Below are 13,549 nucleotides of genomic sequence, written 5' to 3' on the forward strand. Positions count from 1 at the left end.
GTCGTGTCTGGTTGTCCGGGTCCATGGCCCACGAAAGCTATATGTGAATAGTGTGTTGTGTTGATCGGACATGACCAGTCACGGGTGACCGTGGTGGTTGTTCCGGTGGCCATAGCGAGAGGGAAACACCCGGTCCCATCCCGAACCCGGAAGTTAAGCCTTTCAGCGCCGATGGTACTGCAGCGGGGACGCTGTGGGAGACTAGGACGCCGCCGGACGCTTACTTGAATACAGCGAGGGGGAAGACGCGCTGCCGGCCTGGCCGGTGTGTGTGTCTTCCCCCTCGCTTTTTCCATGCCCACACGCAGATGAGGGACCAGTCACCGCCCGCGTGTGCGGTCGGCACGGCGTTGATCGCGCCGTCCCCCTCGCCGTGCCCGCGCCGTTTGGGTCCCGCGGCGATGTGCTGAGATGATGGTCGTTATGTCTAGCGATAACCGCACCCCGCGCCACGATCCTCGGGACGATCGGCGCGGCGGTCCCCGCCGTGAGGGCGGCCCCCGCTCGGGCGGAGACGATCGACGGCCGCGGCGCGATGATGACCGTCGTGGTCCGCGTCAGGAGGGTGAGCGTCGCCCGTGGGGCAACCGCGATGACAGTCGTGGTTCCGGTCCGCGTCGTGATGATGACCGGCGGGGTCCGCGTCAGGAGGGTGACCGTCGCCCGTGGGGCAAGCGTGACGACAACCGTGGCTCCGGCCCGCGCCGTGATGATGACCGTCGTGGTCCGCGTCAGGAGGGTGAGCGTCGCCCGTGGGGCAAGCGTGACGACAACCGTGGCTCCGGCCCTCGTCAGGAGGGTGAGCGTCGCCCGTGGGGTAACCGTGACGACAACCGTGGCTCCGGCCCCCGCCGTTACGACGACCGCCGAGGCCCGCGCCGCGACGATGACCGCCGTGGCCCGCGTCAGGAGGGCGAGCGTCGCCCCTGGGGCAACCGCGACGACAACCGTGGCTCCGGTCCCCGCCGTGATGATGACCGGCGGGGTCCGCGTCAGGAGGGTGAGCGTCGCCCGTGGGGTAACCGCGACGATAGCCGTGGCTCCGGTCCCCGCCGTGATGATGACCGGCGTGGTCCGCGTCAGGAGGGTGAGCGTCGTCCGTGGGGTAACCGCGACGATAGCCGTGGATCTGGTCCCCGCCGTGACGATGACCGCCGAGGCCCGCGCCGCGACGATGACCGGCGCGGTCCGCGTCAGGAGGGTGAGCGTCGCCCCTGGGGCAACCGCGACGACAACCGTGGCTCCGGCCCGCGTCGCGACGACGACCGCAGAGGCCCGCGCCGGGACGACAGGGGTCCGCGCACCGAGGAACAGCCCTACGTCCCGCATCCCGGCACCGCCCCCCGCGCGGACGAGCCCGACGTGCCGCAGGACTTCGTCGAGTCCCAGCTCCCGGCAGGCGTGAAGGCCGAGTTGCGCGGTCTGCCCAAGGAACTGGCCGAGATCGTCGGCGCCCACATCTGGGCCGCCGGACGCTACGTCGACGTCGACCCGGACCTGGCCTTCCGCCACGCCGAGGCCGCGCGCCGGAGGGCGGGTCGTCTGCCCATCGTCCGCGAGGCCGCCGCCGAGACGGCCTACGCCGCAGGCGAGTTCGCCGTGGCGCTGCGCGAGTTCCGGGCCATCCGTCGGCTCAGTGGCGGTGACGAGCTGATCCCCGTCATCGCGGACTGCGAGCGAGCTCTGGGGCGTCCCCGTGACGCACTGGAGGTCCTGGGCGAACTGTCGCCGACCACGAAGGACGTGTGGCTGCGGATCGAGTGCCTCCTCGTCGAGGCCGGCGTGCGCGCCGATCTCGGTCAGCGCGCCGAGGCCAAGCGGTTGCTGCAGGCGGCCATCAGCCGCCGCGTCGGCCCGCCGTTCGGACAGGCTCGGTTGCGCTACGCCTACGCCAACCTCCTGGAGGAGGACGGCGACCTGGCAGGCGCGCGGGAGTGGTTCACCTCGGCCGCGGCCCTCGATGAGAACGCCGAACTCGACATCTCCGACCGCCTCGCCACGCTCGACGGCGTGGTCCTGCCCGACTTCCTCGACGAGGACGAGGACGAGGAGGAGGACGAGCCCATCGCCGAGGAGGCCGACGAGTCCATGGCCGACGAGGCCGACGAGTCCACCGATGCTGGGGCCGGCGAGCCCATCGACGAGGGCGACGAGCCCACCGACGATGAGGCCGGCGAGGACGATGAGTCCGACGTCGAGGCCGAGGCAGAGCCCGACGACGACTCGGACGGCCTTCCGGCCGACGATGACGAGCACGACGAGGATGCCGAACGCGCGTTCGACGCGCAGGCACCAGACAGCGACGAGGAGCAGCACTGACATGCGGGCACTGGCAGCCGACTACGACGCCGCCCTGTTCGACCTCGACGGGGTGATCTACCTCGGCCCCTACGCCGTCGACGGTGTGGCCGTGGCGCTCGAGGAGCTCCGCTCGCGCGGAACCCGCCTCGGCTTCGTCACCAACAACGCCGCCCGCACGCCGGCCGCGGTCGCCGAGCACCTCACCGAGCTCGGAATCCGGGCGGATGCCGACGATGTGGTCAACTCGACCCAGGCCACGCTGCGCATGCTGGGCGCCGACCTCCCCGCGGGGGCGAGAATCCTCGCCGTCGGGACCGACGCCCTCGTGCAGCAGTTGAGCGAGGCCGGATTCACCGTCGTCGCATCCCTCGACGACGCGCCTGACGCGGTGGTGCAGGGCTACCACCCCACGATCGCGTGGCAGCGCCTCGAGGAGGCCGCCCTGGCGGTCCAGCGCGGCGCCGCCTGGTACGCGACCAACCCCGACCTCACCCGGCCCTCCGATCGTGGCATCGTGCCCGGCCTGGGATCCCAGATCGCGGTGGTGCGGGCGTGTGTCGACGTCGACCCTCGAATCGCCGGCAAGCCGTACCGACCCCTGCTCGACGAGACCGTGCTGCGCCTGTCGGCGTCGCATCCCATCTTTGTGGGGGACCGCACCGACACCGACATCCTCGGGGCCAACAACGTCGGCATGGACTCGCTGTTCGTGTTCACCGGCGCGCACGGCAAGGCGGACCTGGCGGAGGCGGCCCCCGAGTACCGGCCGACCTACATCGGCTATGACGCGTCCGCGCTGCTCGAGCCCGCGCGGGAGGCCCACGTCAACGGCTCGCGCTTCGTGTGCGGGTACCAGGAGATCGACCTCACCGACGCCGGCGGCTTCCTCTCCACGCGGCCCGTCACGCGCGACGAGCAGCTCGACGCACTGTGGGCGGCGCTGCAGGCCCGCTGGCGCTACGGCGTCAACATCTCCGGCGTCCTGAACTCGCTCGACACCCTGCGATGACCGTCCCCACCCCCCGCAGCGCGGCCCCGTCGGACGTCCGGCGGATCCAGCTGGTCGAGGAGGTCGTGGCCGCCCTGGACGGCGTCGAGGACGCCCCTCTGGAGGCGCAGGTGGCACGTCTCGGGGAGGCACAGCAGGTGCTGGCGGCCATCCTCAACAACGATCCTGGGGTCGGGCAGCTGGGGATCCCCGGCGTCGCCCCGTGAGACTCGACCTGGCGCTCGTGGCGCGCGGCCTCGCCCGCTCCCGAGCCCAGGCGGCTGAGCTCATCGCCGCGGGCCGGGTGACCGTCAACGGGTCGGCCGCCTCGAAGGCCGCGCAGCGGGTGGCCGACCGGGACGACATCGCCGCCGACGTCGAGCCCTGGGTCTCGCGGGCCGCCCACAAGCTCATCGGAGCGCTCGAGTCGTCGGGCGTCCGTGTCGGCGGCCGCGTGCTCGACGCCGGGGCCTCCACCGGGGGATTCACCCAGGTGTGCCTGGCGCGCGGCGCCGAGGTGGTGTACGCCGTCGACGTCGGTCACGGCCAGCTCGCGGCTCCAGTCCGCGACGACCCGCGGGTGCGCGTCCACGAGGGGCTCAACCTGCGCGACCTCACCCTCGACCACCTCGACGGCGCACCCGTCGACCTCGTCGTCGGCGACGTCTCCTTCATCTCCCTGCGCCTCCTCCTCCCGCCCCTCCTGGCGGTCCTCACCGATGACGGCGCGGCGCTGCTGCTGGTCAAGCCGCAGTTCGAGGTCGGCCGGGAGGCACTCGGCGCCGGTGGCGTCGTCCGCGACGACGCGCTGAGGCGAGCGTGTGTCGACGCCGTGGTGGCGGACGCAAACCGCCTGGGCTGGCGCGAACGGTGGCGCGGCATCAGCGCCCTGCCCGGCGCCTCCGGCAACGTCGAGTACTTCGTGCATCTCACTCGGTAGGGTGGACGCGTGATGCAGCGAACCGTGGCCGTCCTGGTCCACCCCGAGCGCGACGAGGCGATCGAGAAGGCCACCCAGTTCATCGCGGACCTCCACGCGATGGGGTTCGGCTTCGTCGTGTTCCCCGGCGACCTGGAGCGCATCCGGGCCCGCGTCACGGACGCGAAAGTGCACCCGCTGGATGGGACGCCCGCGGAGCTGGCCGTCGTCTTCGGCGGCGACGGCACGATCCTGCGTGCCGCGGAGTGGGCCATGCCGCTGGGCGTCCCGCTGCTCGGGGTCAACCTCGGCCACGTCGGCTTCCTGGCCGAACTCGAGCCCTCGGACATCCACGCGCTGCCCGGCGTCGTCGCGAACCGGCTCTACCTCGTCGAGGAGCGCCTCGCGCTCCAGGTGGAGGTCCGCGACCCCGATGGCCGGCTGACCTGGGTCTCGCACGCCGTCAACGAGGTGTCGCTGGAGAAGATCGCCCGCGAGCGCATGCTGAACGTCCTGGTCAGCGTCGACGACCGTCCGCTGTCGCGGTGGGGCTGTGACGGGGTCCTCGTCTCGACCCCCACGGGATCGACCGCCTACGGCTTCTCGGCGGGCGGGCCGGTGATCTGGCCCGACGTCCAGGCCATCCTGGTCGTCCCGCTCGCCGCGCACGCCCTCTTCAACCGACCCATGGTCCTCAGCCCCTCGTCCGAGGTGCGGCTGGAACTCCCCGACGGCGCCCGCACCCCGGGCATCCTGTGGTGCGACGGGCGCCGGAGCCATGACCTGGCGCCGGGGGAGTGGATCAGCGTGCGCTCCCACCGGCATCAGGTCAGGATCGCCCGCATCGGTGAGCAGCCGTTCACGACCCGACTCGTGAAGAAGTTCGCGCTCCCCGTCGACGGCTGGCGGCACCGCCGCAGCGAGCGCTGATGCTCGCCTCCCTCCGCCTGACGGCCTTCGGGGTCGTCGACGAGGCGGACCTCGAACTCGGGCCCGGGCTCACGGCCCTGACGGGCGAGACCGGAGCCGGCAAGACCATGCTCGTCGCCGGCCTGGGCCACCTACTCGGCACCCGCGCCGACTCCGGCATCGTGCGCCGCGGCAGGGACCGGGCAGTCGTCGAGGGCCGCTGGGTGCTGCCCGGCCACCTGGTCGACCGGGTCCGCGAGCTGGGCGGCGAGGCGGACGACGACGAGGTCGTCACGCTGCGCCAGGTGTCACAGCAGGGCCGCTCCCGGGCCGTCGTCGGTGGCGCGGGGGTGCCGGTGGCGACGCTGGCGGCCCTCCTCGGGGAGGTCGCCACGATCCACGGCCAGTCCGGGCAGATGCGGCTGTCCACTCCCGAACGCCAACGCGAGGTCCTCGACCAGCACGCCCGGCCGGCGAGGCTCGAGCCCTACCGCGCGGCGTACGCCGAGCGTCGCGCGGCCGAGGCGGAACTGGCCGCGCTGCGGGCGGCCGCCATGGAACGGGCGCGCGAGGAGGATCTGCTGCGGTTCGGGCTCGCCGAGATCGACGCCGTGGAGCCCGTCTCCGGGGAGGACGATGCGCTGGCCGCGGAGCAGGCCAGGCTGAGCGACCTCGACGACCTCCGCGCCCTCGCGGCCGCCGCGCAGACCGCGCTGAGCGGCACCGAAACCGACTTCGACCTGCCCAGCGCCGTGGCGCTCATCGGGCAGACCCGCAAGACCCTGGCGACGCTGGCCGACCGCGACGACGCCGCCGCGCCGCTCGCCGCGCGCTCCGTCGAGGCAGCCATGCTCGTCACGGACCTCGCGGCCGATGTCGCGGGCTACCTCGACGACCTCGTCGCGGACCCGTTGCGCCTCGAGGCAGTCGGGCAGCGCCGCGCCCAGCTCGCCGGGCTCACCCGCAAGTACGGTGCCACGATCGACGATGTGCTGGCCTGGGCGGACGACGCCCGCTCCCGCCTCGAGGCGCTCACCGGTAGCGACGCCCGCATCGACGAGCTCGCCGGACGGGTCGCGGCGCTGGACCGGCAGCTCGCAGCCGACGCCGCGGACATCTCGACGGCCCGCCGGGCGGCGGCGCTCGACCTCGAAGCGCGCGTCAAGGCGGAGCTCGCCGCGCTCGCCATGCCGCACGCCCAGCTGCGCTTCGCCATCGACGAGGCCCCCCTCGGACCCCACGGCGCCGACCGCATCGAGCTGCTGTTCTCGGCCAACCCCGGCTCCGCGCCCGCGCCCCTGGCGAAGGTGGCCTCCGGCGGCGAGCTGTCGCGCGTCAGGCTCGCCCTCGAGGTGGTGCTCGCGGACGACTCGGCCGGCCACACGTTCGTGTTCGACGAGGTCGACGCGGGTGTCGGCGGCGCCGTCGGCGTGGAGATCGGGCGGCGGCTGCAGCGGCTCGCCGCCGTGTCCCAGGTCATCGTCGTGACGCACCTGGCCCAGGTGGCCGCGTTCGCCGACCGGCACTTCGTCGTGCACAAGGCCTCCGACGGCCAGGTGACGACCTCCGGCGTGCGGGCGCTCGACGACGAGGAGCGGGCCGCCGAACTGGCCCGGATGATGGGCGGCGACGCGGCATCGGCGTCCGGCCTGGAGCACGCGGCCGAGCTGCTGGCGCGCGCCCGCCGCGCCTGAGCCGGGTGTTACGGTCTCGTTTCGGGCACGGCGCGCCGGGGCACCGCCCGCCGCCGCGCCATAGGCTGGAGTTCCGTGGACAACTCGAAGATCACCAAGCACGTGTTCGTGACCGGGGGCGTCGTCTCCTCGCTCGGCAAGGGACTGACCGCCTCGAGCCTGGGAAACCTGCTCGTCGCCCGCGGACTGCGCGTCACCATGCAGAAGCTCGACCCGTACCTCAACGTCGATCCCGGCACCATGAACCCCTTCCAGCACGGTGAGGTGTTCGTCACCGAGGACGGGGCGGAGACGGACCTCGACATCGGCCACTACGAGCGCTTCCTCGACGTCGATCTGAGCGGCGACGCCAACGTCACTACCGGCAAGGTCTACTCGACGGTCATCGCGAAGGAACGCCGCGGCGACTACCTCGGCGACACCGTCCAGGTGATCCCGCACATCACCGGTGAGATCCGCGACCGCATGATGGCGATGGAGGCCGATGGGGTCGACGTCGTCATCCACGAGATCGGCGGCACGGTCGGCGACATCGAATCCCTGCCCTTCCTGGAGGCCGCCCGACAGGTGCGCCACGAGATCGGCCGGGCCAACGTCTTCTTCCTGCACGTCTCACTCGTGCCGTACATCAAGCCGTCGGGCGAGATGAAGACCAAGCCCACCCAGCACTCGGTCGCCGCGCTGCGCCAGGTCGGCATCCAGCCCGACGCCATCGTGTGCCGCTCGGAACAGCCCATCTCCGAGGGCCTCAAGCGCAAGATCGCCCTGATGTGCGACGTCGACGAGGAGGCGGTCGTCAGCTGCCCCGACGCCCCGAGCATCTACGCCATCCCGCGAGTCCTGCACGGAGAGGGCCTCGACGCCTACGTCGTGCGCCGGCTCAACCTCAGCTTCCGCGACGTCAACTGGCGGGCCTGGGACGACCTGCTCGAGCGCGTCGAGCACCCGACGCACCACGTCACGGTCGCGCTCGTCGGCAAGTACATCGACCTGCCGGACGCCTACCTGTCGGTGTCGGAGGCCCTGCGCGCCGCCGGCTTCGCCCACCGCGCCCGCGTCCACATCCGGTGGGTGCCGTCCGACGACTGCGCGACCCCCCACGGGGCCGCCGAGCGCCTGGGCGACGTCGACGCCGTGTGCGTCCCCGGCGGCTTCGGCATCCGCGGCGTCGAGGGGAAGCTGGGCGCCCTGACCTATGCCCGCGAACACGGCATCCCCACGCTCGGCCTGTGCCTCGGTCTGCAGTGCATGGTCATCGAGGCGGCCCGCAACCTCGCCGGTATCCCTGACGCCGCCTCCAGCGAGTTCGACCCCCACACGCCCGACCCCGTCGTCGCGACGATGGCGGAACAGGTCGACATCGTCGGCGGCGGCGGCGACCTCGGCGGCACCATGCGGCTGGGGTCCTACCCGGCGACGCTGACCGAGGGCAGCCAGGTGGCGCGCGCCTACGGCGCCACGCACGTCACGGAGCGGCATCGCCACCGCTACGAGGTCAACAACGCCTACCGCGACCGGCTCGCCGCGGCCGGTTTGGTCATCTCCGGCACCTCGCCCGACGGGGCGCTCGTCGAGTTCGTCGAGCTCCCCGCCGACATCCACCCGTACTACGTTGGGACCCAGGCCCACCCCGAGCTGAAGTCCCGACCCACGCGGCCGCATCCGCTGTTCGCGGGCCTGATCGCGGCGGCCATCACCCGACAGGAGGGCGCCCATGGTGACCGATGAACCGATGAGCTGGCCGGTCCGGTCGCGCACGGTCCTCGGCGAGGGCCGCGTCTCCGCGTTCGTCGACGAGGAGATCGAGACCCCGTCCGGAGAGCTCATCACGCGGCAGTACCTCACGCACCCGGGCGCCGTCGCCGTCGTGGCCTGGGACGAGGACGCCGACCGGATCGCCGTGCTGCGCCAGTACCGGCACCCCGTGCGCATGGAGCTGGTCGAGATCCCGGCCGGGCTCCTCGACCTCGACGGGGAGTCGTGGGTGACCGCCGCGCAGCGGGAACTCGCGGAGGAGGCCGAGCTCGCCGCCGACCGCTGGGACGTACTCGTCGACATGTGCACCACGCCCGGCGCCTGCGAGGAGTCCCTGCGGATCTTCCTTGCCCGGGACCTGCGTCCCGCCTCCCGCCCGCACGGCTTCGTGCTGGAGGGGGAGGAGGCCCACATGAGCTGGGACTGGGTGGACCGGGGCGAGTTGGTGTCCGCCATCCTCGACGGCCGCTGCCAGAGCCCCACCCTGGTGGCGGGGGTGCTCGCGCTCGAGACGAGCCGCCTGGCCGGGCGGCTCCAGGGCCTGCGGTCCCCGGACGCAGACTGGCCCATCCGGCGGTGACCGGCGTCGCGGACGCGGTCGCGCAGTACCTGGACCACGTGCGGGCCGAGCGTGGGCTGGCCGCCAACACCGTGGCCGCCTACCGCCGCGACCTCGCCCGCTACACCGGCTTCCTCGCCGACCGCGGCGTCACCGACCTCGACGACGTCACGCCGGTCGACGTCACCGAGTTCGTGCGGCACCTCAGCGCCACGCAGGCCAGGTCGTCGGTCGCCCGGCAGGTGGTGAGCGTCCGCACCCTGCACCGCTTCGCCGCGGCGGAGGGCCTGGCCCCGGGGAACCCGGCGGTCGACGTCTCCCCGCCGAAGCTGACCCAGCGACTGCCCAAGGCCCTCACCGTCGACGAGGTGACGCGCATGCTCGACGCGCCGGACCGCGACGACGTCGTCGGCCTGCGCGACGCGGCGCTGCTCGAGCTGCTCTACGGCACCGGCGCCCGCGTCTCCGAGGTGTGCGGGCTCGACGTCGACGAGGTGTCGGCGGCCCTCGCAGACCGTGATGCCGGTCTGCTCCTGCGCGGCAAGGGCGGTAAGGAACGGATGGTGCCGCTCGGCAGCTACGCGGCGACGGCCGTCGAGGCCTATCTCGTGCGCGCCCGGCCGACGCTCGCCGCGGCGGCCGCGCGGCACGATCCCGCGCTGCTGCTCAATCAGCGGGGGCGACGCCTGAGCCGCCAGTCGGCCTGGGCCGTCCTCCAGCAGGCGGCGCGGGCCGCCGGCCTCACCGTCGAGGTGTCCCCGCACTCGCTGCGCCACTCCTTCGCGACCCACCTGCTCGACGGCGGCGCGGACCTGCGCGCCGTCCAGGAACTGCTCGGCCACGCCTCGGTCGCCACCACGCAGATCTACACCCTGGTGACCATCGAGCACCTCCGCGAGGTGCATGCGGCGGCGCACCCCCGTGCCCGGTGACCACGGCGAACGCAGTGCGGGCATACTAGGGTGGTTCGCACCCGAGACGAGGAGGCCCAGGTGGCGGAAGACGGGCTGTTCGACGAGCCACGGTTCAGCGTCCCGGACGCGCCAGAGTCGTCCACCCTCGTGGACACCGGCGTCATGGGGCCGACGGGCCGCCCCCTACCCGACTTCCCCGAGCCGCCCCCCGTGGCGCCCGGACGTAAGCGCGCCACCATCATCTCGATGTGCAACCAGAAGGGCGGCGTGGGCAAGACCACGACCACCATCAACCTGGGCGCCGCGCTGGCCGAGCTGGGGCGCCGTGTGCTCCTGGTCGACTTCGACCCCCAGGGGTCGCTGTCCGTGGGGCTCGGCGTCAACCCGCACACGCTCGACACGTCGATCTACAACCTGCTCCTGACGCGCGGCGTGGACCCGCACGAGGTGATCACCCCCACCTCGGTCGACGGGCTGGACGTGCTGCCCAGCAACATCGACCTGTCGGCGGCCGAGGTGCAGCTGGTGAGCGAGGTGGCGCGCGAACAGACGCTGTCGCGGGTCCTGGCGAAGCTGCGCGGCGACTACGACTTCATCCTCATCGACTGCGCGCCCAGCCTGGGCCTGCTCACCATCAACGCCCTGACGGCCAGCGACCACGTCATCATCCCGCTGGAGTGCGAGTTCTTCGCGCTGCGCGGCGTGGCGCTACTCACCGACACCATCGGCAAGGTGCAGGACCGGCTCAACCCGGACCTCGAACTGCTGGGCATCCTGGGCACCATGTACGACTCGCGCACCCTCCACAGCCGCGAGGTCCTGGAGCGCGTCGTGCAGGCGTTCGGCGAAGACGTGTTCCACACGGTGATCCGCCGCACCATCAAGTTCCCCGAGACGACGGTGGCGGGCGAGCCCATCACCACGTACGCCTCGGCGTCCCCCGGCGCGGACGCCTTCCGCCAGCTGGCCCGGGAGGTGCTGCTCAGATGCCAGGACCGGTGAACCGGCGCGCCTCGCTGCCCGGCGCCTCCGAGCTGTTCCGGCCCACCCGCCAGCCCGCCCCCGTCGAGGCCCGGCCCGCCGAGCCGTCGCCGGACGCCGCCGAGCCGGCCCAGCCGGCACCGACGGGCCGCGTCCGCCACACCCAGAAGATCACGGTCTACTTCAGCGACGACGAGCTGCTGGCCCTCGAGGACGCCAACCTGGACCTGCGCCGCGCGCACGGCATCCGCGTCGACCGCGGTCGCATCGTCCGCGTGGCCGTGGCGCGCGCCGTGGCCGACCTCGCCGCGAACGGGGCGGACAGCTTCCTGGTCAGCGAGCTCACCGAGCGGCAGTGAGCCGCTCCCGCTCCTCGGAGCGCCCCGACGCCGTCGCGGGCTTCGAGGTGCGCCTCACGAACTTCGAGGGCCCGTTCGACCTGCTGCTGCAGCTCATCACGCGCCGCGAGCTCGACATCACCGAGGTGGCGCTCAGCCAGGTCACCGACGAGTTCATCGCCTACGTCAAGGTCGGCGGCGAGGTCTGGGACCTGGACAAGACGAGCGCGTTCCTGGTGGTCGCCTCCACGCTGCTGGACCTCAAGGCCGCCCGGCTGCTGCCCGGCGGCGAGGTGACCGATCCCGAGGACATCGCCGCGCTGGAGGCCCGCGACCTGCTGTTCGCGCGGCTCCTGCAGTACCGGGCGTTCAAGCAGGTGGCCGCGTGGATCGAGGCGACCATGACCGCCGCGGAGACCACGCATTGGCGACCCGGCGGGCTGGAGGAGCAGTTCCGCGCGGTCATGCCCGAGGTGGAGCTGCCGCTCACGCCCGAGGACGTCGCCCGGCTCGCTGCGGCAGCGATGGCGCCGCGGCCCGAGCCCGTCGTCGAACTGACCCACCTGCACGGCGGCTCGGTCAGCCTCGCCGACGAGGTCGCCCACATCGCGGACCGGCTGCGCCGCGGAGGCGGCGCCACCTTCCGGTCCCTCGTCGATGGCTGCGACAGGCTCACGGTGGTGGTGCGCTTCCTGGCGGTGCTCGAGCTCTTCCGCGCCCGGCAGGTGGCCCTGGAACAGCTGACCCCGCTCGGCGAGCTCACCGTGCGCTGGACGGCCGGCGACGAGCGAACCGCGGACGTCGTCGACGACTACGGCCCCCAACCGGAACTGGAGGACACATGAGTCTGATCCCCGCCCTCGAGGCCATGCTCCTCATGGCCACCGAGCCGGTGGCGGCCGCGGACCTCGCGGCGGCGTTGGACGCGCCGCTGCCCGACGTCGAGCGCGACCTCGCGGCCATCGCGGACTTCTACGACGAGCACGGCCGCGGCATCCGCCTGCGCGCCGTGGCCGGGGGATGGCGCTTCGCCACCGACCCGGCGGTCGCGGACGTCCTCGAGGCCTGGCTCGTGTCCGACCAGCGGTCCCGGCTCACGCAGGCGGCGCTGGAGACGCTGTCGGTCATCGCCTACCTGCAGCCGGTGTCGCGAGGCCGGGTGGCGGCGGTGCGCGGCGTCAACGTCGACGGCGTCGTCAAGACGCTGCTGGTCCGCGGGCTGATCACGGAGACGGGGGAGGACCCCGTCACAGGCGCCGTGACGTTCGGCACGACCCCCCTGTTCCTGCAGAAGCTGGGCCTGAACTCGCTGCGGGAACTGCCCGACCTGGCACCGCTCCTGCCCGACGCCGTAGCCTTGGAGGCTGAGCTCGGTCAGATGGCCGCGGCGGAGGCGGCGGAAGCCGCCCAGGTGACGAAGGAGACGAGCGATGGCTGACGACGAGACCGAGGGCATCCGCCTGCAGAAGGTGCTGGCCTCAGCAGGGATCGCCTCGCGGCGCGCCAGCGAGATCCTCATCGACGAGGGGCGGGTCGAGGTCAACGGCCAGGTCGTGACCGAGCAGGGCCGCCGGGTCAACCCCGAGACCGACCACATCCGCGTCGACGGCGCCCGCATCCCGCCGCCGCGCCGCCACCTGTACCTGGTGCTGAACAAGCCCCGGGGCGTCGTGTCGACCATGGAGGACCCGGAGGGGCGCCGGACGCTGGCGGACTACCTGCCGCGCACCAAGGAGCGGCTGTTCCACGTCGGCCGCCTCGACACCGAGACCGAGGGCCTCATCGTCCTGACCAACGACGGCGACTTCGCGCACCGGCTCGCCCACCCCAGCTACGAGGTCCCCAAGACCTACGTCGTCCAGGCGGCCGGCGTCATGGACAACCGCACGCTCAAGCGGCTCGAGAAGGGCGTGACGCTCGAGGACGGGCCGGTCAAGCCGGACAAGGTCAAGCTGATCTCCCGCGCCGCCGACCGCACGATGGTCTCGGTCACGCTGCACGAGGGCCGCAACCGCGTGGTGCGCCGCATGTTCGACGCCGTCGGGCATCCGGTCGACCGGCTGTCGCGCACGGGCATCGGCCCGATCCGGCTCGGGAATCTGCGCTCCGGCGAGACGCGCGACCTCACCCGCGAGGAGCTCGGCGCGCTGCTCGACCTGGTCCAGCTGTAGGTCCTTTGGGGCCCTGGGCT

At 72.6% G+C, this 13,549-nt stretch carries 15 protein-coding genes and 1 rRNA gene; all 16 read left to right on the forward strand.

Annotation, left to right across the window (positions count from 1 at the left end; translation table 11 throughout):
* Nucleotides 1-101: 101 nt before the first annotated feature.
* The 16 genes from rrf to ACFQPD_RS07700 all read left to right on the forward strand — a co-directional run bounded on the left by rrf (nucleotide 102) and on the right by ACFQPD_RS07700 (nucleotide 13,529).
* Nucleotides 102-218, forward strand: a 5S ribosomal RNA gene (rrf, locus tag ACFQPD_RS07625).
* A 320-nt stretch (nucleotides 219-538) separates the two neighbouring features.
* Nucleotides 539-1,405, forward strand: coding sequence for a hypothetical protein (locus tag ACFQPD_RS07630; RefSeq protein ID WP_385899857.1), 867 nt, complete (start codon nucleotides 539-541; stop codon nucleotides 1,403-1,405).
* Complete coding sequence (locus tag ACFQPD_RS07635; protein ID WP_385899858.1) at nucleotides 1,363-2,319, forward strand: hypothetical protein; 957 nt, start codon at nucleotides 1,363-1,365, stop codon at nucleotides 2,317-2,319. The genes ACFQPD_RS07630 and ACFQPD_RS07635 overlap by 43 nt, the downstream gene beginning before the upstream one ends.
* Before the next feature lies 1 nt (nucleotide 2,320).
* Nucleotides 2,321-3,310 (forward strand): HAD-IIA family hydrolase, encoded by a 990-nt coding sequence (locus ACFQPD_RS07640; protein ID WP_385899860.1) that lies wholly within the window; start codon nucleotides 2,321-2,323, stop codon nucleotides 3,308-3,310.
* Nucleotides 3,307-3,516 carry a hypothetical protein gene (locus ACFQPD_RS07645; protein WP_353081150.1) on the forward strand — a complete coding sequence of 70 codons (210 nt, stop codon included), beginning with the start codon at nucleotides 3,307-3,309 and terminating at the stop codon, nucleotides 3,514-3,516. The genes ACFQPD_RS07640 and ACFQPD_RS07645 overlap by 4 nt, the downstream gene beginning before the upstream one ends.
* Nucleotides 3,513-4,229 (forward strand): TlyA family RNA methyltransferase, encoded by a 717-nt coding sequence (locus ACFQPD_RS07650; RefSeq protein WP_385899861.1) that lies wholly within the window; start codon nucleotides 3,513-3,515, stop codon nucleotides 4,227-4,229. Before ACFQPD_RS07645 ends, ACFQPD_RS07650 begins: the two co-directional genes overlap by 4 nt.
* Before the next feature lie 12 nt (nucleotides 4,230-4,241).
* Entirely contained in the window at nucleotides 4,242-5,138 is an 897-nt protein-coding gene (locus ACFQPD_RS07655) for an NAD kinase (protein WP_385899892.1), read from the forward strand.
* On the forward strand, nucleotides 5,138-6,811 hold the full coding sequence (gene recN / locus ACFQPD_RS07660; RefSeq protein WP_353081148.1) for a DNA repair protein RecN: 1,674 nt from the start codon (nucleotides 5,138-5,140) through the stop codon (nucleotides 6,809-6,811). Before ACFQPD_RS07655 ends, recN begins: the two co-directional genes overlap by 1 nt.
* A gap of 75 nt (nucleotides 6,812-6,886) precedes the next feature.
* Nucleotides 6,887-8,539 (forward strand): CTP synthase, encoded by a 1,653-nt coding sequence (locus ACFQPD_RS07665; RefSeq protein WP_385899863.1) that lies wholly within the window; start codon nucleotides 6,887-6,889, stop codon nucleotides 8,537-8,539.
* A complete protein-coding gene (locus ACFQPD_RS07670) occupies nucleotides 8,526-9,146 on the forward strand; it encodes an NUDIX domain-containing protein (RefSeq protein WP_385899864.1) in 621 nt (206 codons plus the stop codon). Before ACFQPD_RS07665 ends, ACFQPD_RS07670 begins: the two co-directional genes overlap by 14 nt.
* Nucleotides 9,143-10,057 (forward strand): site-specific tyrosine recombinase XerD, encoded by a 915-nt coding sequence (xerD, locus tag ACFQPD_RS07675; RefSeq protein WP_385899866.1) that lies wholly within the window; start codon nucleotides 9,143-9,145, stop codon nucleotides 10,055-10,057. Before ACFQPD_RS07670 ends, xerD begins: the two co-directional genes overlap by 4 nt.
* A gap of 144 nt (nucleotides 10,058-10,201) precedes the next feature.
* Nucleotides 10,202-11,041 (forward strand): ParA family protein, encoded by an 840-nt coding sequence (locus ACFQPD_RS07680; RefSeq protein ID WP_385899894.1) that lies wholly within the window; start codon nucleotides 10,202-10,204, stop codon nucleotides 11,039-11,041.
* Nucleotides 11,038-11,379 carry a hypothetical protein gene (locus ACFQPD_RS07685; RefSeq protein ID WP_068750290.1) on the forward strand — a complete coding sequence of 114 codons (342 nt, stop codon included), beginning with the start codon at nucleotides 11,038-11,040 and terminating at the stop codon, nucleotides 11,377-11,379. Before ACFQPD_RS07680 ends, ACFQPD_RS07685 begins: the two co-directional genes overlap by 4 nt.
* Nucleotides 11,376-12,203, forward strand: a complete 828-nt coding sequence (locus ACFQPD_RS07690) for a ScpA family protein (protein WP_068750288.1) — start codon at nucleotides 11,376-11,378, stop codon at nucleotides 12,201-12,203. The genes ACFQPD_RS07685 and ACFQPD_RS07690 overlap by 4 nt, the downstream gene beginning before the upstream one ends.
* Nucleotides 12,200-12,796 (forward strand): SMC-Scp complex subunit ScpB, encoded by a 597-nt coding sequence (locus ACFQPD_RS07695; protein WP_385899867.1) that lies wholly within the window; start codon nucleotides 12,200-12,202, stop codon nucleotides 12,794-12,796. The genes ACFQPD_RS07690 and ACFQPD_RS07695 overlap by 4 nt, the downstream gene beginning before the upstream one ends.
* A complete protein-coding gene (locus ACFQPD_RS07700) occupies nucleotides 12,789-13,529 on the forward strand; it encodes a pseudouridine synthase (RefSeq protein WP_068750283.1) in 741 nt (246 codons plus the stop codon). The genes ACFQPD_RS07695 and ACFQPD_RS07700 overlap by 8 nt, the downstream gene beginning before the upstream one ends.
* Nucleotides 13,530-13,549: the final 20 nt, after the last annotated feature.

This window comes from Tessaracoccus sp. O5.2 (genome assembly GCF_964266725.1).
Taxonomy (GTDB): domain Bacteria; phylum Actinomycetota; class Actinomycetes; order Propionibacteriales; family Propionibacteriaceae; genus Arachnia; species Arachnia lapidicapta.